The sequence below is a fragment of the Leisingera sp. ABM4_101 genome (genome assembly GCF_056158725.1).
Window position 1 is genome coordinate 3,147,253 of record NZ_JBSWTV010000002.1, and the last position, 18,380, is coordinate 3,165,632.

An 18,380-nucleotide genomic window follows, 5' to 3' on the forward strand; every position below is an offset into this window, starting at 1 on the left:
TGAAGGATTGCCGGGGGAATTGCAAGGGCCGAAATGGCAAAAAATGCACCTCGGCCCCTATTCTTTTTCAGGGCTCCAGATGCAGGTAGACGCGGCGGTTCTGCTTGCCCTTTTTTTCAACCTTTCCAAGGCGGATGCGGCCGATTTCGCCGGTGCGCCTTACGTGGGTGCCGCCGCAGGGCTGCAGGTCGGTCTGTTCATCCGCTGTGCCGATGCGCACCAGGCGCACCTGCCCTGCCCCGCGCGGCGGCGAGACGGACATGGTTTTCACCAGCTGCGGATTGGCATCCAGTTCGGCGTCAGTGATCCAGTCCTCTGTCACCTCCAGATCGCGGTCGATGAGCGCCTGCAACTGGTCCTGCAGCGCCTGTTTATCTTCCGGCGCCTCGGGCATATTGAAATCCAGCCGGCCCTTCTCAGCGCTGATGGAGCCGCCGCTGACCTCCAGCGGGATCACCACCGACAACAGATGCAACGCGGTATGGATGCGCATGTGGCCATAGCGGCGGTCCCAGTCCAGAACCTGGGTGACGGTGGTGCCTTCTTCGGGAAGTACCTCACCCTCATGCGGCACCAGCACGATAGCGCCGTCCTGGCCCTTGACGGTGGTGGCGATGGTGCATTGGCCATCGCCCCACAAGAGCTGGCCGCTGTCGCCGGGCTGGCCGCCGCCTGTGGCGTAGAACAGGCTGCGGTCAAGGATGATCCCGCCCTGGTCTGTATGGGCCAGCACCTGCGCCTCAGTCATGCGGGCATAGGCGTCTTTCAGGAACAGTTTATCACTTGTCGGCATCGCCATCTCCATCAGCATCATCGCCCGCGTCCTGCTGCAGATCTTCCAGGTCCGGTTTCAGCGGCGCAGCGGCTGCTGCAGCCTGCCCCGAGGCGGCCGGTTTGGACGCGGTCAGGGCCTCAGGGTTCCGGATCCAGATATCGCGCTGCATAAAGGGAATTTCGATCCCTTCTTCCTCAAACCGCTTGGCGATTTCATAGTTCATGTCGGATTTCACCGACAGCACCCAGTTCACATCGCGCAGGATGGCGCGGATTTCAAAATCCAGGCTGTCGGCGCCAAAGCCCTGGAACACCACCGAGGGCGCAGGGTTCAGCAGCACCATAGGATGCGCCTTGGCGATCTCGTTCAGGATCGCCTCCACCTTGCGCGGATCGGTGCCGTAGGCCACGCCCACCGGCACGATCACCCGGCCCACGGTATTGCCGCGGGTGTAGTTGGTGACGGTTCCGCTGATCAGGTCGGAGTTCGGCACGATGACGTCGGAGCGGTCGAAGGTTTCGATCCGGGTGGAGCGCACCGAGATGTCGCGCACATAACCCATCAGCCCGCCGACCTCGATCCAGTCGCCCTTGGAGATCGGGCGCTCGATCAGCAGGATGATGCCGGAGACGAAATTCGACACGATGGTCTGCAGGCCAAAACCGATACCGACCGACAGGGCGCCGGCGACGATGGCCAGCGAAGACAGATCGAGGCCGGCCATGGAGATAGCGACCACGGCGGACAGGAAGATACCGACATAGCCAAGCCCGGAAGTGATGGCGTTCTGGCCGCCCGGGTCGATATTGGTCTTAGGCAGCAGCGAATTGCGCAGGGACCCCTGCACCAGCCGCGTCAGCGCGTAGCCGGCTGCGAACACGATGGCGAAGGTCAAAAAGGCGGTTGGCGAAATCCGGGTATCGCCAACCTGGAACCCCTCCAGAAAGCGCGACCACAGTTCCGTAAGATCCGCCACCCGCGCGCCCCAGATCAGCGCCAGCAGCGGCAGCGCCAGAGCGGCCAGCAGAAAGCCGATCATCACCGCAAAAAGAAACTCCCGCGCCTCGGACCCCTTGCCCGACAGCCAGCCGTAAAGGTCGCCCAGGAAGCGCTGAAACACCAGCAGCGCCGCCAGCAGCGCCAGGGTGGAGACCGCCGGGTAGATCAGCGCCTCAGCCGCGTTTACATAGCCAAAGGCCGCCAGCACCGGAGAAACAAACCCCAGCAGGTAGGTACCGCGGCGCACCAGCGTCATGATGCGGTTGGCGCCGGCAGCAATGGCGCCGTCTTCTTCGGCTTCGGTTCCGCTTTTGACCTGGCGGCGCTTGGCGCCGATGCGGTGCAGCCGCAGCAGCACCAGGGCGGCGCCCATGATCAGCGGGAAGCTGGCGACGGCGTGGGCCTCTGGCGGGATGCTTTCGATGTTTTCCAGCTGAGACAGCGCGTCCTGCAGGACCAGGATCACCGCCAGGATATCGACCATCAGCCGGGTTTCGTTCAGGCGGCCTTCCTGCACCGGCACCAGATCATTTTCGATGCGGCTGGAAAACAGCTGGTTGCCCAGCCAATGGAACGACAGGATCAGCAGCGCCCAGCCTGGCACGAAATCCAGCAGGATGGAGCCGCGGATGCCCAGAATTCCCGAAAGATCCACCGCTGCCACCAGGCAGATGATGCCAATGAAGGGTAGAATCACCTCCAGCAGGGACACGACAAAGCCCCAGACACCGCGGCCGCTGCTGCCGAATTGGCGCAGGTAATCGCCTGCCGCATGGGCCCAGGGCCGGCCGCGGAACACCAGGAGCGCCGCAATCAGCAGCAGAAGCAGCAGCGCGGGCAAGCTGTTTTGCACCCGTTCCGCCGTGGTCGCGCTGCCCACGCGGGACGTGGTTTCATTTACCAGCGAGCTGCCGGAGCGGCTGAGAGTGCGCCAGGCCCCCGCCCAGTTTTCCGGATTGAACGGCGACGGTCCGCGCTCAAGCAGCTTGCGGGTGCGGCGCTCACGGATGATCTTGTCAATCTCGGTGATCAGGCCGTTGGCGCGGCTGTAGGCCTCCTCGGAGACGATGCGCGGCACCTTGAGGTCCTTCAACTGCTGCTCCAGCGAGCGGCGCAGCTGGGCAATGTCCTCAGGCTCGCTTTCGCCCTCGGCCGGTGCCGGGCCAAGCGCGTTCAGCTGGCCCTCCAGCGTCTGGATGCGGTCGCCGTTATCGGTGCGCGCCTCCAGGAAATTCTGCCGGTAGGTGGTGAGCTCTTTGCGCAGCGCTTCCAAGGCGGCGCTGGAGGCCCGTCTGGCGTCAATCACTTCCTCCGCCCGGTTGGCGGTCTTGAGCCAGTCCTGATAAATCGCCCTGGATTCAGCGTTCAGCTGCGCCAGAGCAGGCAAAGCGAGGCCGGCCATAAAGGCCAGCCCCAGAAAAACAGTCCGCAAAGCGGTTATAATGGGTGTCATACGTCCTCAAATACGCCGGGAATCGACGCGGGCGTGTGGGTCATCCACTCCGGCACCGGCAGGTTCTTCTCCCGCAGGAAATCCGGATTGAACAGCTTGGACTGGTAGCGGGTGCCATAGTCGCACAGAACGGTGACGATGGTGTTGCCCGGGCCCATATCCTTGGCCATACGCACAGCGCCGGCAATGTTGATCGCAGAGGAGCCGCCCAGCACCAGGCCCTCCTCATGCAGGAGATCAAAGACATAGGGGACCGCTTCGCCGTCCGGAACCTGATAGCTGTAGTCAGGCGTGAAGCCTTCCAGGTTCTTGGTGATCCGGCCCTGGCCGATGCCTTCGGTGATGGAGCTGCCCTCGGAGGCCAGCTCACCCGTGGTGTAATAGGAATAAAGTGCCGCCCCCAGCGGATCGGCGAGGCCGATCTTGACGCCCTTAGGCTGCAGCGCCTCGGCGACGCCTGCCAGGGTACCGCCGGAGCCGACCGCGCACACGAAACCGTCGACCTTGCCGCCGGTCTGTTCCCAGATCTCCGGGCCGGTGGTTTCGACGTGGGCCTGACGGTTCGCCACATTGTCGAACTGGTTGGCCCAGATGGCACCGTTGGGTTCGGTTTTGGCCAGCTGATCCGCCAGTCGCTGGGAATAGCGCACGTAGTTGTTAGGGTTGCGGTAGGGGGCCGCCGGGACCTGGACCAGCTGGGCGCCTGCCAGCCGCAGCATGTCCTTTTTCTCTTCCGATTGGGTCTCGGGGATCACGATCACCGTCTTGAAACCCATCGAAGCGCCGACCAGCGCCAGGCCGATGCCGGTGTTGCCGGCGGTGCCCTCGACAATGGTGCCGCCCGGCTTCAGCTCGCCGCGGGCGATGGCATCCTTGATGATGTAAAGCGCCGCACGGTCCTTGACCGACTGGCCCGGGTTCATGAATTCCGCCTTGCCCAGGATCTCGCAGCCGGTCTCTTCGCTGACACGGTTCAGGCGGATAAGAGGTGTGTGGCCGATGGCATCAGCCAGATCGCGTGCAATGCGCATGGTATCCCTTTCGATCGTTCCCCCAAGGTGTATCCAAGGGTTCAGATGATCACAAGGCGGGAAGCGTTCAATACCCCTTGTGCCGCAGCCGCCCGCGGTGCCGGGCCAGCCACAGCGCTGCGGCGACCAGCGGCATGTCCTGGTAAACCTGCCCGTCCACGCCCTTCATCAGCTCATCATAGCTCAGGATCCGGCTGCGGATATCCTCGCCTTCCCCCGCCAGTCCGCCACCGCCATTGATATCAGAAAGGTCCGATATCCCGATGAAAACGTGAACAAATTCAGTCAGCGCGCCGCTGGAAGGATAAACCTGCGCCACCGGTTCCAGCCGCAGAACGCTGACGCCGGCCTCTTCCTGCGCCTCGCGGACCGCGGTGTCCTCAGCCGTTTCGCCCGGATCGATCAGGCCCGCCACCGGTTCCCACATCCACGGGCGGGTGTCGCCGGCCATAAAGACCGGTGCGCGGAATTGCTCCACCAGGAGAACCTGGTCGCGGACCGGATCATAGGGCAATACCACAGCCGCATGGGCTGCCATCGCCGCGCCACGATTGACAACCGGGCTGAGGCTGCCGTCGTAGCGGCGGTATTGGAGGTCCATTTCCTCCATCGCGAAGAAGTTCAAGTAAGCGCGGGTATGGCTGTGGACGACCACATCCCTGGACAGGTCGCGCGTCTGATCTGCAGGCCGCGCCTGAGCTTCCAGCCAGGAGGCGGCCCGGCGGCGGATTGCAGGGAAGGACTGGGCCACTTGCGCCGCGCTCATCCGGCCGAAATACGCCATCACCTCCCCGGCCGCGCGCAGGGACAGCGCGCCCCATTGATCCACCCAGTCCGCCAGATCCCAGGGCGCCCCGGTTTGCCACAGGCCGGGCTCCGGGAAATAGACCTCAGCCGGGGCGGTGCCGCCATCGGCCAGCTCCACCCGGACGGGTTTCAGCGCATAGCCGAAACCGCCCTCATAAAAGTTCAGCGCATCGAGATCGGCCTGCGACAGGTCCTGCACCAGCAGCCCCTGCGCGGTGGCATCCTCGCGTGCTTCGATGGCGGGAAAGGGCTGCCCGACCACCTGATAGATCCCATGGCCCGGCAGGATCGCGTCCTGGGCGTTCAGTGCCTGGCCGCTGCGGTCCAGCACCAGTTCAAGCAAGGGGCGATGGCGCAGCGTGCCAAAGAAGAAAAGATCAGCCACGGAATGCAACCTGTTGTTAATGAATGTTTTCAGCGCCAGCGGCGGGAGGCGTTTTCGGTCGCCAGCCCGGCCAGGACACCACCGGCAACCAGCGGCACCAGCACCGATGGCACAGCGATAACAAAGAAATAATCCAGTGCAATGACGAAAATCTGCGACAGCGCCTCAAACGGGCCGCCGTAGCGGTGGCGCATGGCAAGGCGGAACATTTCCCAGGCGCCCTGGATGAACAGCGCCCACAGCACCATGACCACCATGCCGGTCAGCCCGTTGTTGATGGCGGGCACCAGGCCGCGACCGGCGCGCTTGCCCATGAAGATCCAGCCGCAGAGCAGGCCCAAGATCACGTTCACATGCACGAAATAGCCGAAATCGGTGCCTTCGGGCATCAGCGGCATGACCAGGAAAGAAACGAAGAACGCAACCAGTGCCAGGCAGATGGCGGCGGTCAGTCGGGCACCGTTGGGCATGTCAGATTAGATCCGTGCAGGCAGTTCAATCAGCGATGAGCAACTGTAATCTGCGTCACGTCGCAATTGCCAGTCTTAAAGGCAGCGGCGCAGGAAGTGAGGTAAAAGTTCCACATTTTGTGGAAACGTTCATCAAAGCCCATGCGGGCAATCTGGTCCCAGCGGGCGTTGAATGTGTCATGCCAGCGCCGCAGAGTCTGGTCGTAGCTGTCGCCGAATTCGATTGAGCGCACGACTCCCAGGCCTGCCCGCTCCACCTGATCGCGCAGGATCTTTGGGGATGGCAGCATGCCGCCCGGAAAGATATGTTTCTGAATGAAATCAATACCTTTACGGTAGATCTCCCAGCGGCGGTCGGCAACGGTGATGATCTGCAGCGTGGCCTTACCTCCGGGCTTCAGCCGGTCGCGGATGGTGCTGAAATAGGCGGGCCAGTATTTTTCGCCAACCGCCTCGAACATCTCAATGGAGGCGATGCCGTCAAACTGGCCGCGGCAGTCACGGTAATCCTGGAGGCGCAGCTCCACCCGGTCGGAAAGCCCTGCCTTTTCCATACGTTGGCGGGCATAGTTAAGCTGTTCTTCACTAATGGTCAGGCCGGTCACACGCAGTCCGCGCTGTTTGGCGGCATATTCGGCAAAGCCGCCCCAGCCGCAGCCGATTTCCAGAACGTGATCGCCGGGCTGCACGCCCATCTGATCCACCATGGAGGCATATTTGGCGGTCTGCGCCTTCTCCAGGCTGTCCTGGCCGCTGCGAAACAGAGCGCTGGAATAGGTCATCGTGTCGTCCAGCCACAGGCCGTAGAAATCATTGCCCAGATCATAGTGATAAGAGATGTTCTTTTTCGCCTGCTTGCGATGATTGCGGTGCAGCCAGAAGCGGAAACGCTCATAGGCGCGCGCCAGCCCCTGTCCTGGGAAGCCGTCATAGACGGTATTGGCCCCCATATGCACAAGATCCATAAAGGCCTGCAGGTCGGAGGTGCTCCACCAGCCTTCGAGGTAGGCATCGGAAAAGCCCAGATCGCCCTCGCGGATCAGCCGGGCGAAACACTCCGGGTTATGAATATGCAGATCGGCCGCCGGGCCGGGATTACGGCCTTTGGCCGTAAATATGCGCCCGTCCGGCAGATGGATATCCAGCTGCCCGACCTCCATGGCCCTGACCTTGGCAAATACTGCCGGAAAATAGCGCGGCAGGTCTTTCTGGCCCTCAACGGACGTGAGCTTCATTCGCTTCCCCCTGTATGCGGCAAGGACGTGCTACAGGGAAAAAGCTAGGCCGCAGGGGGCTTTCTGGCAAGAAAACTGTGCGTTAGCGGTTCTGGCGCATTTCGTGATAGGCCGTGAGCGCGCGTTCGCGGCCCGCCTTCAGATCAATCATGGCACAGGCCCGCGCATCACTTGGAGAGAGCGCCCAGGACAGCGGCGCCGCGTCAAAGAAGTCCAGCGCTGTCTGCGGCTGCTGTCCCTGCTCCTCGGCGATCCAGCGGCGGGTGTAGATGCCTGCGGGGTCGAATTTCTCCAGCTGGCCGCTGGGGTTGAAGATCCTGAAGAAGGGGGCGGCATCTGGGCCGGACCCCGCCACCCACTGCCAGCCCATGGCGTTTGAGGCCGGGTCCCAGTCCACCAGTGTGTCCGCAAACCAGTCCATCCCGGTTTTCCAGTGCGTCATCAGATGCTTGGTCAGGAAACTTGCCACGATCATCCGGGACCTGTTGTGCATCTTGCCCGTCACGTAAAGCTCGCGCATGGCGGCATCGATGAAGCCGTAGCCTGTCTGGCCGCGCTGCCAGGCCTGCACTTGCGGTGTGATATCCTGCGACCAGGGAAAAGCCTGCCACTCCCCGCGCCAGCTGTCCGCCAGGATATGCGGCGAGTTGTACATCAGGTGATAGGCAAACTCGCGCCAGACGATTTCCTTCAGGAAGTGTTCTGCGCCCTGGCTGCCGCGCTCCAGCGCGGCACGGCCCAGATGCCACATGCGGTGCGGGCTGATTTCGCCCCAGGCCAGGTTTTCCGACAGGCCGGAGGTCGCGTCCTCGCCCGGGAAGTCGCGGCGGGACTTGTAGGCATCAACCGCGTTCTCCAGGAATTCGTCCAGACGGTCCCGTGCCGCGGCCTCGCCCACGCGGCAATAGCGGGCCACCACATCCGCGCCCCGACGCATGGCGGCGGCCATGTGCCAATCCTTCAGTTCGGCGCTCGCTGGCCAGCTGTCCGGTGCCTGGAGAGTGGCGGGAGCCGGCAGCAGGCTGTCCACATCGCGGCCCCGCACCGCCTTCCAGAACGGGGTGTAGACCTTGAACATGCCGCCGGTCTTGGTCTCTGCCGTCCAGGGTTCGAACAGCAGGCGTCCGCCGTGGGATTTGGCCTCTATGCCCTGGTCTTTCAGAAGCTGCTTGACCTGAGTGTCGCGGGCGATGGCCTGCGGGTCGTAGAGGCGGGACCAATGCACAGCCCCTGCCCCGGTTTCACTGATAAGCTCCCGCAGCACCTCCATCGCCTTGCCGCGGCGCAGGATCAGGCGCGATCCGGCCTTTTCCAGTTCCCGCGCGAAATGCTCCAGCCCCAGGCCGAGGCGGAACTTGGGCGCGGCGCCCAGCGCCTCCTCCTGCCCGTCGAGGATATAGACCGGCAGCACAGGCGCACCACCGGCGGCAGCAGCCGTCAGCGCCGGGTTGTCGCACAGGCGAAGATCGCGCCGGATCCACCAGACCACCGGACGTCTGTTCATACTGTTTTCCTTATCCCGTCCGCGTTACAGAACCCGGTCCAAGGCCTCGATCAGCTTTGCCACCTCTGCCTTGGAGGTGTAGTGGGTAAAGCTCATACGCAGCACGCCCTGGTTTGGATCAACGCCCATCGCCTCCAGTGCCCGGACGGCGTAGAAATCACCGCCGCCGGCCATAATGCCGTATTCTGACAGGGCCGCAGCCACCGGGGCGGCGGCACGGTTCAGCGCCAAGGCAACAGTGGGCGCGCGGTTTTCCGCGGCAGAAGGCCCCAAAAGCCGCATGTCGTTGCGGTCCTTCACCGCGTCCAGGAGCGGCTGCAGCAGCTGGATTTCATGCGCGCGCATCAGGTCGTGGACAAAGGCACCGGTTTCTGCCGCGGTGCCGCTGTGCCCGTGGTGCGCGGCCAGCGCCTCGAAGTAATCCGCCATCCCGGCCGAGGCCGCTACCTGGGCATGGTCGGGGCCTGCCGGGGTAAAGCGTTTATAGAGCACATCCGCGTTGAAATAATGCGCCTGGTTTGGCAGCAACTCGCCCAGCGCTTTGCGGATCACCATGATGCCCTGATGAGGGCCATAGGTTTTGTAAGAGGAGAACAGGTAGATATCAGCGCCCAGCGCGTCCAGGTCGGGCAGCCCGTGCGGCGCATAGGAAACCCCGTCGACGCAGACAAAGGCACCCGCGGCATGGGCCAGGGCGGTGATCTCGGAGACCGGGTTGATCTCCCCCACCACGTTGGAGCAATGCGGGAAGCAGACCAGGCGCACGTTTTCATCCAGGAGGTTTTCCAGCTGGGCAGTGTCCAGATGGCCAGTCTGCGGGTCAATCTGCCATTCGCGGATCTCGATCCCCTCTTCCGCCAGGCGGCGCCAGGGGCCGCTGTTGGCCTCATGGTCCTGGTTGGTGACGACGATCGCCTCCCCCGGCTTCATGAACCGGCGGAAGGCCTGAGCCAGCACATAGGTGTTCTGGGTGGTCGAAGGGCCAAAGCTCAGCTCCTCTGCTGTGACGCCCATCAGCGCGGCCAGCCGGGACCGGGCCTCGTCCATTTCGGCGCCGGCCAGGCGGGAAGCCTCGTAAGGCGCATAAGGCTGCACCTTGCGCTGGGTGTAGAACCGGGTGAGACGGTCAATAACCTGGCGGCAGGTGTAGGATCCGCCCGCGTTTTCAAAGAACGCCTGCCCCTGCAGGCTGGGTTCTTTGAAGGCCGGAAACTGGGTCCGGACGAAATCAATATCCAATGCAGTCATTCTGTTGCCTCTCCTCAGCTACGGGTATCGCCGGTGTTTGGCAGCTTCCCGGGCCTCACCGCCTTCCCGCACAAGGATTGAGGGATCACCCGCGGCCCTGCAAGCCGGAATCACTCCAAGGAAGGCAGAAGCGCAAACGGGCCGGAGAAGCGCGTTTCACGGCACTGCGCTCATGCCGGAAACTGTCAGGAGGCTGTGCAAGACTGCAGGCAGGCAAACATGGAGGATTTGTTATGGCCTTTACCCCCAAGGATTTCCTGGTCTGGGGCGAGCTGCCCGTCAGCGACCTGGATGCAGCGGTGACGTTTTATTCCAAAGTGACCGGGGCCGCGCTCAGCATCGACAATAGCGGGCCAAACCCTGTTGCGATGTTCAAACCCGCCGATGAGGCCACTGGCATCGCGCTGCATCTCTACCCCGGACAGCCCGCGGGCGACGGGCGCGGCCCCACCCTGCATCTGACCGCCGAGGGTGAACTGGAAGACGTCATGAAGCGTGTCACGGATGCAGGCGGCAAAGTGATCTCTGAGACCATCGAAATTCCGCCCGGTCGGTTTTTTTACGCCACTGATCCGGACGGCAATTCGCTGGGTTTTTTCAAGTACAACAGCTGAAAAGGCAAAAGGCCCCGGTGAAAAACCGGGGCCTCTCGCGCAGGGGGCAGGTTTCAGCGTGCTTCGGTCTGGAGCCCGCGGAAAATCGCCCAGCACATCAGCAGCAGAACAACCGTGAACGGCAGGCCGGTAGAGATCACCATCGCCTGCAGCGCCCCAAGGCCGCCGCCCAGCAGCAGCACGATGGCCACTGCGCCCTCGAAGATGCACCAGAACACCCGTTGCGGCAGCGGCGCGTCCACCTTGCCGCCCGCGGTGATCGTGTCGATCACCAATGAGCCGGAGTCGGACGAGGTGACAAAGAAGACGATCACCAGCACAATCCCGATAAAGGAGGTGATCCCGGCCAGCGGCAGCTCTCCCAGCATCTTGAACAGCTTCAGCTCAAGTGCGGCATCCTGGGCGCCAGTGAACCCGTCCGAAACCACCTGCTGAATCGCAGTGCCTCCGAAAACGCTCATCCACAGGATGCAGACCAGGCTGGGGATCAGCAGTACACAGATCACGAACTCACGCACGGTGCGGCCGCGGCTGACACGTGCAATGAACATGCCCACAAAGGGCGACCAGCTGATCCACCAGGCCCAATAGAAGGCGGTCCAGCCCTGGCTGAAGTTCACATCCTCCCGCCCGAACGGGTTGGCAAGCGCCGGCAGGTATTCCGCATAGGCCATCAGGCTGGCAAAGAAGCCGGTCAGGATGTTCAGCGTCGGGCCAGCCAGCAGAACAAAGACCAGCAGCAGGAAGGCCAGCCCCATGTTGATCTCCGACAGAACCTTGACGCCGCCATCCAGGCCGCGCAGGACCGAGATCAGGGCAACGGCTGTGATGGCGGAAATCAGGATCACCTCAGTAGTGGCACCGGTCGGCACGCCGAACAGTTCATTCAGGCCTGCGTTGGCCTGGGTTGCCCCGAAGCCCAGAGAGGTCGCAAGGCCGAACAGCGTGGCAAACACCGCCAGGATGTCGATCACATGGCCGGTCCAGCCCCAGACGCGCTCGCCGAACAGCGGGTAAAAGGCAGAGCGGATGGTCAGCGGCAGCCCCTTGTTATAGGTGAACAAGGCAAGGGCCAGGGCGACGATGGCGTAGATCGCCCAGGGGTGCAGCCCCCAGTGAAAGATCGTTGCGGCCATGCCCAGGCGCACGGCTTCGGCTTGATCCCCGGCTGCACCGCCCAGCGGTGCCCAGTCAGTGCGGGCGCCGCCGCCTTCTGGAACCGCCGTGCCGCCGAATGCAGTGGAGTAATGGCTCATTGGCTCATTGACGCCATAGAACATCAGCCCGATGCCCATGCCGGCCGCAAAAAGCATCGCAAACCAGCCCAAGTAATTGTAGTCCGGCGTGGCTTCATTGCCGCCCAGGCGCACGCTGCCCCAGGGCGAGACAATCAGGAACAGGCAGAACAGCACAAAGAGATCTGCCGCGCCGAAGAAAAACCAGTCAAAGCTGCTGGTCACGGCCGGGCGCAGCCAGTTGAAAAACCCCGCCGCCTGCTCCGGCAGCGCCAGCGCGTAGAACACAAAGGCCACGATGACCAGGCCGGAGACATGGAACACCGGGTTGTGGATATCGACCCCGAACGGGCCGATCTGCGTCTCGATATTGTCCTGTCCGATCTCATAGTCAGTATCAATGATATCCGCTTCGCCCTCCGGGGCGGGGATACCCTGGTTTGTGGTTTCGTCAGCCATTAACGGCCTCCTTCCCTACTCGTATTTGCTTTGCAAGCCGGGGCTTGCGCGGTCAAAGAAAGCAGCAGGCCGGCCCCTTGCGGTGCAAGGGGCGGATTGGGGGGCATCCGGGGGTCTGCGCCCGGACGTCCTGACCTCTGCTTCAGTTTTTTCCGGCCTCCGGCACATGCAGCCAGACACCGGCGGGGGCGGAGCAAGCCCAAACCGCTCAGCGGCGGCGCTGCCCGCATCCCGGGGCCAAGCCGAAGCCTGGACCATAAAGAAAAACGCGCGGGAGTGCCGCGCGTCTTCCATTTGATAACTGACTATATAGGAACTCAGGCGTTGACGTCCACCACCACCCGGCCCTTGACCTGGCCCTTGAGGATGTCCGTCCCCAGTTGCGGCAGGTCGCTCAGCACCGCGGGCTGGATCATTGCCTCCAGTTTTTCCATGGGGAGATCGTTGGCAATGCGCTGCCAGGCGCGGACGCGGTTGGCGTAGGGCTGCATGACCGAGTCGATGCCCAGCAGGTTCACACCGCGCAGCAGGAACGGAATGACGGTGGCCGGCAGCCCTGCACCGCCCGCCAGACCCACAGCCGAGACCGAAGCGCCGTATTTCATCTGCCCCAGCACCCGCGCCAGCATGGTGCCGCCGACGGCGTCCACACAGCCGGACCAGGTTTCGCTTTCCAGCGGGCGCTTGGTGGTCTCGTTGATCTCCTCGCGGGGCACGATCTGCGTGGCGCCAAGCGACTTCAGATAGTCGGCCGTTTCCGGGCGGCCGGTCACCCCGGCGACCTCATAGCCGAGATTGGCCAGAATTGCGGTGGCCACCGAACCGACGCCGCCCGCAGCACCTGTGACCAGAACCGGACCGTGGCCCGGCTCCAGGCCGTGATCCTCCAGCGCCATCACCGCCAGCATCGCCGTAAAGCCTGCGGTGCCCACGGCCATCGCCTGGCGGGTGTCCAGCCCCTCAGGCAGCGGCACCAGCCAGTCGGCGCGCACATTGGCCTTTTGGCTGTAGCCGCCCCAATGGGCCTCGCCCACGCGCCAGCCGGTCAGCACCACCTTGTCGCCCGGCTTGTAGCGGTCATCGCTGGACGCCTCGACCGTGCCGGCAAAGTCGATGCCCGGCACATGCGGGTATTTGCGTACCAGCCCGCCGCCCGGCCCGATGCACAGACCGTCCTTGTAGTTCACAGTGGAATAGTCCACCGCCACGGTCACCTCGCCCTCGGGCAGCTGATCCACGCCGATCTGCTGGACCGCGGCAGAAGTCTTGCCGCTCTCTTCGTCCTTGTTCACGACCAATGCATTGAACATCTCAACTTTCCTTTCCCAGAGGTGTTTTCCTCTTGCCAAAAATATCCCGGGGGAGCCGCGGCCTGCCGCGGCGGGGGCAGCGCCCCCTGCCCGCCTGCGCTTAGCGCCAGAACCGCTCCTGCACGGTCACGGGCCGCATCCCTGCCGGGGTTTCTGCTTCCATCACGGTGCCCGGCGCCCAATGGGACCGGTCCACCATGCCAATTGCCGCGTTCACCCCGAATTCGGGGGAGAATATGGCCGAGCCAGCCTGCCCCACCTGTTTCCCAGCCGCGTAAAGCGGCCAGGCATCCAGACACGGCGGAATCTCGCCACCGATCACCAGCGGGCGGATCTGGCGGGCGGGGCCGTTTACGGCCTGCTCTGCCAGGGCAGCCTTGCCGATGTAATCCTCGGGCGAATTGCAGAATTTGCCCAGGCCGCATTCATATGGCGTGTTTTCGCGGGTCATGTCATTGCCGTAGCTCAAGAGCCCGCTTTCGATCCGCTCGATCGTATTGGGACAGCCTGCACGCACGTGCATGTCCTCGCCAGCCTCGAACAAGGCATGCCACAGCGGCATCCCCAATTCCGAGCCATCGACATAGACCTCAAACCCGCCCTGCTTGGACCAGCCGGAGCGCGCCACCACCAGCTCGACCCCTTGAAAGGCCAGCCGCTTGTAGCGGAAGAAGCGGATACCGCGCACCGCTTCGCCAAAGACGCGGGCCATCAGGTCCTCCGCCTTGGGGCCCTGCACCGCCAGCGGCGAAACGTCAGGCTCGGCGATCTCCACATCCAACCCCTTGGCAATGGCGATCCCCAGCGCAAATTGCAGCAGGTCGCCATCCGCCAGCGACAGCCAGTAGTGATCCGCCGCCAGTTTCACTGCCACCGGATCATTCAGCATACCGCCCTTATGGTCCACGGTCGGCACATAATAGCATTGATCGTCTGCCATCTTGTCCATGTCGCGCGGGCTGATCATTTTCATCAGCCGCAGCGCATCGGGGCCCTTGATGCTGACCTGGCGTTCGCAGGCCACGTCCCAGACCTGGACATGCTCCTTCAGATGGGCGCAATCGTATTCCAGGCTGTCAAACACAGTGGCCAGCAGCGTGTGGTTATAGACGGTATAGGCCTTGACGCCCGCGGCCTCCACGCCGGGGCTGAAGGGCGTCCTGCGCACGCGGCGCGAGGGGAAGATATGTGCCATTGCGGCAGTCTCCGGAAACAGTCGGTGGCAAGCCGGGATGATCCGGCCTGCAAGCATTGATTACTTCGGCCCGTGCCAGTCGATCTGGCAGATCTCGGCAGAGCGGCCATCGAAGTCCCAGACCCGGCCAAAGGCGCGCACCCGGCCCTTGGTGGCGGTGGCGACAGTAATGTCAGGGCCCATCCAGTATTCAGTGTTGGTGACAACGATATCCTTGCCGTTCTTGCCCTCAACCGGGACCACAGCGCCCTGGATCTTCTTGCCGACCATGAGGCGGCGTTCCTTGCCTTCGGTTTCAAAGCTGACCGGAGACCGTTCGGCGCCCAGAAATTCACCCACCAGCATCGAGAACAGCCCGGTGGTGCCCCGCGCCGCGCCCGAGAAGATCGCAACCAGTGCGTCATAGGCGTCATCCGAGGCGCGGTCGTCGATATAGGCCGCCGCCTTCCAGTTGCCGCGGCCCATGTTTCCCGGGATCTCCAGGAACAGGCCGACGTTCAGGCCGGACAAGTCGGTTTCGCCGTATTCGCCGCTGTCGATACGCACCCCGGCCCAAGCCTGGCAATGGCCCTCGGTCGGCGGGTGCTTGCCCAGCGACACCACACAGGGGCAGAACACGGTGCAATTGCAGTTGAGGATCAGTTCCCCTTTGATCGTCCAGGGCACGGTGCCCACTTCGCCGTCCAAGGCCATGTCTTAGTCTCCCTCTCAGATAATTCCTGCTGCCAGCGCCAGTGCCGCACTCACCAGCCCCGCACCCAGCGGTTTGGTGATGAAGCGGCCAAGGTCCGGCAGCTTTTCCAAAATCATGATCACGGTCGCCAGTCCCATGAAGGCGATGTTCATGGTGCCGCCCGCGAATGCCAGCAGCATCAGCGCCCAGCAGCAGCCCAGGCACACCAGTCCCAGCCGCAGCCCGTTGCGCAGCGGGCCCTCGTCCCAGTGCTGCATGAAGAACACCAGCGGGCGGCGGCACTTGCTGAGGCAGGCCTCCTTGACTGGCGAGAACTGGTAGCCGCCCGCGACCAGCAGCAGCCCTGCCGACAGGTAGCGCGAGTTGCTGTCGCCAAATGCGGTGAGCAGATCTGCCTGAAACAGCCCCAGCTGCAGCACGGCGGCCAGCGCCGAAAAGCCCAGCCACACGGCCAGATACCCCCCCACCAGCCGGGTGAAACTGGTGTCCGGCGCGGTGTGGGACAGGTCCTCGTAGGTGGCGAAGGCGGGCAGCGCGGTCGGCGCCATCATCGCCGCCGACATCAGCGCCCACATCATCAGCATCTTGCCAAAACCCGCCGCATCCGGTGTCAGTGTGCAGAAGTCGCGCCAGAAATCAGGGCCGTAGATGGCCCCCGCCTGGCGCAGGTCGGCCGGCACCGACATCGCATAGAGAAGAACCCACGCCCCCAGGATCAGCCCGAACAGGCCCAGCCAATGCCAGCCTCCCATGGTTCTGATCCGTTGTGCCAGAATGGCTTTCATGGCGCGCTCCGGGTAAGAGGGTCTGCGACTCACGTCTTGAGTTTTAAATGTCAGACTTTTAAATGTCAGACAAATGATTTCTCGCCGGGCCGTCTCCGGCGTAACGCAGCGTCAGGATCCCGGGCATGAAGATTGACCCCAACAGTTCCGCCGATCTTTCGGTTCAGATAGCCCAGGCGATCAAGGATGCCATCATTTCCGGCGAGCTGAACGTGGACGAGCGGCTGCCGTCGGAGGCGGAGCTTTCCGATCACTTTCAGGTCTCCCGCCCGACAGTCCGCGAAGCGCTGAAACGGCTGGCGGCACAGTCGCTGATCCGCACCCAGCGCGGCGCCTCGGGCGGGGCCTTTGTGAACCGTCTCAGCTTTGAGGACGCCTATTCACAGCAGATCACCACCTCCACGTTGCTCTTGAGCATGAACGCCGTCAGCTTTGATACTGCCTGCGAGGCACGATACGCGCTGGAGCGCGCCTGCGCGCCACTGTCGGCTGAACGCCGGACTGCGGATCAGCTGGCGACAATGCGGGCGGAGATTTTCCGCCAGGGCCAGCCGGGGTTGACGGATGTGGCCTTTTGCGCATCCGACGTGGCGTTTCACCGGGCTCTGGTGGACGGGGCTGGCAATCCAGTGCTGTCCTATCAGCTGGCCGGCGCGGTGGAGGCGATGCAGCCCTTGATGAACATGATCACCTTCACCGCCCGCGACCGGGCAGTGATCACCGGAATCCACAGCCGGATTGCCGACGCAATCGAAGCTGGCAACGGAGGCGCAGCCGCATCCGGGCTGCAGGACCTGGAAAGCGAAACCCGCAAGCTGGCCTCGGACGTTTTTGCGGCACGGGCCAAGTCATAACAGTTTGTTAACCATGAACCGTCAGCATCTGCGGCATGGTCAAACCCGGTTCCGCCCTTTCACCCGACATCTGGCTGCGCGATATTTTCGCCTGCAAGGCGGTGCAGACCGGCGGGGTCGTGCGGCGCAAGACCCGCGACATCGAGCGCTATGCCGGGATGGAGGCCTTTCTGGCCGAAGTCCGCGCCCGCGGTTTCCAGGCCATTCAAAACCGCGAGCAGGTTGTAGTTTTCTGTAACAGCGCCCCGATCCGGATACTAAGCTAGCACCGCCGTTTCCCGGCGCGGGAAACGGCCATAAATCCTGCGAGGATTTATGGCGCACCGGTTGCCGCAGGCGCCAGTTTTCCGCGCCGGAAAACTGGCCGGAATCCTCGCAGGATTCCGGTTCCCCCTTTGCAATCAGCCAGAAGCCGATTATATGACCCCTGTTCCCTTGCGGAACTATGGACATAAACGCGCTCGTAATAAGCGGATCGGACCCGGGGGCGGTACCCGGCGGCTCCACCAAAATCCTTCGTTTGGGGATCATGGGGCCGAAACAGGATCGACGGACGTCTAAAGGGGTTTTGCTTTGTCTCGGCGGGGTGCCACCGTACCGGCCCAAACAGTACAATTGCAAACGACAATCGTGCTCCGGTTGCTCTGGCTGCGTAAGCAGTTCGAGGAATCGAAATCTAAGCCCTTGCGCCTAGCCGCGTAAGGCGGGGTTCGCAGGTACCTGGCAACAGAAACCTGCACTTCCCGCCTTTTCAGGTACCGCAGCCCCCCGCCGCCAGGCTTGCGGCTAAAACTTTAGTTTTGGTGGTTCCAAATCCGGCTGCGCCATTTATACAGCTATGGCTCGAAACAAAACGCTTTGCACAAAGACCGCCATTGCCAGTGACTGCTTCACATTCGAAAACTGAAATACTGCAATCCTGGTACAGCCAGGCCTGGAGCAAGGGCGACCTAAGTGTAATTGACGATTACTTTTTGTCTGGTTCCACGGCGACCGGGGCGATGCCGTCGCTGCAGCTGTCCCGGGAGGATTTCGAGGATTTCGTGACCGCCCTGCGCAGCCGGCTGGACCGAATCAGCATCCACATCACCCACAGCGTGGAGCAGAACAGCTGGCTGGCGGCAAGAACCGCATTTTCTGCCCATTGCGCCGCGACCGGGCAACCCGTCAGCACCACGGGCCATGTGATGATCCGCTTTGAAGACGGCAAGATGGCAGAAACCTTCAGCCAGTTCGACTATGTTTCCCTGTTCGAGCAGCTTGGCCAGCTGCCCCCGGACACATTTGCCGCCTGCCTGACCGGGCAAGGCTTGATGTGGCGCTGACA

General features: G+C 63.0%; 17 protein-coding genes and 1 other RNA gene. 5 read left to right on the forward strand and 13 right to left on the reverse strand.

Annotation, left to right across the window (positions count from 1 at the left end; translation table 11 throughout):
- Positions 1 to 67 precede the first annotated feature (67 nt).
- The 8 genes from ACXAEK_RS16535 to ACXAEK_RS16570 all read right to left on the reverse strand — a co-directional run bounded on the left by ACXAEK_RS16535 (position 68) and on the right by ACXAEK_RS16570 (position 9,907).
- Positions 68 to 793 (reverse strand): alanyl-tRNA editing protein, encoded by a 726-nt coding sequence (locus ACXAEK_RS16535; RefSeq protein ID WP_475043542.1) that lies wholly within the window; start codon positions 791 to 793, stop codon positions 68 to 70.
- Positions 780 to 3,227 (reverse strand): DUF3772 domain-containing protein, encoded by a 2,448-nt coding sequence (locus tag ACXAEK_RS16540; RefSeq protein ID WP_475043543.1) that lies wholly within the window; start codon positions 3,225 to 3,227, stop codon positions 780 to 782. Before ACXAEK_RS16540 ends, ACXAEK_RS16535 begins: the two co-directional genes overlap by 14 nt.
- Complete coding sequence (locus ACXAEK_RS16545) at positions 3,224 to 4,258, reverse strand: cysteine synthase A (protein WP_475043545.1); 1,035 nt, start codon at positions 4,256 to 4,258, stop codon at positions 3,224 to 3,226. The genes ACXAEK_RS16540 and ACXAEK_RS16545 overlap by 4 nt, the downstream gene beginning before the upstream one ends.
- 67 nt (positions 4,259 to 4,325) lie before the next feature.
- Positions 4,326 to 5,450 carry an NUDIX domain-containing protein gene (locus tag ACXAEK_RS16550; protein WP_475043547.1) on the reverse strand — a complete coding sequence of 375 codons (1,125 nt, stop codon included), beginning with the start codon at positions 5,448 to 5,450 and terminating at the stop codon, positions 4,326 to 4,328.
- A 29-nt stretch (positions 5,451 to 5,479) separates the two neighbouring features.
- Positions 5,480 to 5,920 carry a TrgA family protein gene (locus ACXAEK_RS16555; RefSeq protein ID WP_475043549.1) on the reverse strand — a complete coding sequence of 147 codons (441 nt, stop codon included), beginning with the start codon at positions 5,918 to 5,920 and terminating at the stop codon, positions 5,480 to 5,482.
- Between the two features lie 29 nt (positions 5,921 to 5,949).
- Entirely contained in the window at positions 5,950 to 7,155 is a 1,206-nt protein-coding gene (locus ACXAEK_RS16560) for a class I SAM-dependent methyltransferase (RefSeq protein WP_475043550.1), read from the reverse strand.
- An 82-nt stretch (positions 7,156 to 7,237) separates the two neighbouring features.
- Entirely contained in the window at positions 7,238 to 8,659 is a 1,422-nt protein-coding gene (locus ACXAEK_RS16565; protein WP_475043552.1) for a cryptochrome/photolyase family protein, read from the reverse strand.
- A gap of 24 nt (positions 8,660 to 8,683) precedes the next feature.
- A complete protein-coding gene (locus ACXAEK_RS16570) occupies positions 8,684 to 9,907 on the reverse strand; it encodes an aminotransferase class V-fold PLP-dependent enzyme (protein WP_475043554.1) in 1,224 nt (407 codons plus the stop codon).
- Between the two features lie 233 nt (positions 9,908 to 10,140).
- On the opposite strand from ACXAEK_RS16570, the gene ACXAEK_RS16575 reads away from it, so the two are divergent.
- Entirely contained in the window at positions 10,141 to 10,521 is a 381-nt protein-coding gene (locus ACXAEK_RS16575; RefSeq protein ID WP_475043556.1) for a VOC family protein, read from the forward strand.
- 53 nt (positions 10,522 to 10,574) lie between these two features.
- On the opposite strand, the gene ACXAEK_RS16580 is transcribed toward ACXAEK_RS16575, so the two are convergent.
- From ACXAEK_RS16580 to ACXAEK_RS16600, 5 genes are all read right to left on the reverse strand, one after another.
- Complete coding sequence (locus tag ACXAEK_RS16580; protein ID WP_475043557.1) at positions 10,575 to 12,215, reverse strand: BCCT family transporter; 1,641 nt, start codon at positions 12,213 to 12,215, stop codon at positions 10,575 to 10,577.
- Positions 12,216 to 12,532: 317 nt separating this feature from the next.
- Entirely contained in the window at positions 12,533 to 13,525 is a 993-nt protein-coding gene (gene acuI / locus ACXAEK_RS16585; RefSeq protein WP_475043559.1) for an acryloyl-CoA reductase, read from the reverse strand.
- A gap of 100 nt (positions 13,526 to 13,625) precedes the next feature.
- Complete coding sequence (locus ACXAEK_RS16590) at positions 13,626 to 14,720, reverse strand: dimethylsulfoniopropionate demethylase (RefSeq protein ID WP_475043560.1); 1,095 nt, start codon at positions 14,718 to 14,720, stop codon at positions 13,626 to 13,628.
- A gap of 60 nt (positions 14,721 to 14,780) precedes the next feature.
- Positions 14,781 to 15,413: a DUF1326 domain-containing protein gene (locus ACXAEK_RS16595; protein WP_475043562.1), complete on the reverse strand. Its 633-nt coding sequence runs from the start codon at positions 15,411 to 15,413 to the stop codon at positions 14,781 to 14,783.
- A 15-nt stretch (positions 15,414 to 15,428) separates the two neighbouring features.
- A complete protein-coding gene (locus tag ACXAEK_RS16600) occupies positions 15,429 to 16,199 on the reverse strand; it encodes a DUF2182 domain-containing protein (protein ID WP_475043564.1) in 771 nt (256 codons plus the stop codon).
- Between the two features lie 125 nt (positions 16,200 to 16,324).
- Here ACXAEK_RS16600 and ACXAEK_RS16605 point away from each other — a divergent pair, with 125 nt between their 5' ends.
- The 4 genes from ACXAEK_RS16605 to ACXAEK_RS16620 all read left to right on the forward strand — a co-directional run bounded on the left by ACXAEK_RS16605 (position 16,325) and on the right by ACXAEK_RS16620 (position 18,378).
- Positions 16,325 to 17,053, forward strand: coding sequence for a FadR/GntR family transcriptional regulator (locus tag ACXAEK_RS16605; protein WP_475043565.1), 729 nt, complete (start codon positions 16,325 to 16,327; stop codon positions 17,051 to 17,053).
- 35 nt (positions 17,054 to 17,088) lie between these two features.
- On the forward strand, positions 17,089 to 17,319 hold the full coding sequence (locus ACXAEK_RS16610; RefSeq protein WP_475043566.1) for an aspartate aminotransferase: 231 nt from the start codon (positions 17,089 to 17,091) through the stop codon (positions 17,317 to 17,319).
- A gap of 124 nt (positions 17,320 to 17,443) precedes the next feature.
- Positions 17,444 to 17,794: a transfer-messenger RNA gene (gene ssrA / locus ACXAEK_RS16615) on the forward strand.
- A 140-nt stretch (positions 17,795 to 17,934) separates the two neighbouring features.
- Positions 17,935 to 18,378: an ester cyclase gene (locus ACXAEK_RS16620; protein WP_475043568.1), complete on the forward strand. Its 444-nt coding sequence runs from the start codon at positions 17,935 to 17,937 to the stop codon at positions 18,376 to 18,378.
- Positions 18,379 to 18,380: the final 2 nt, after the last annotated feature.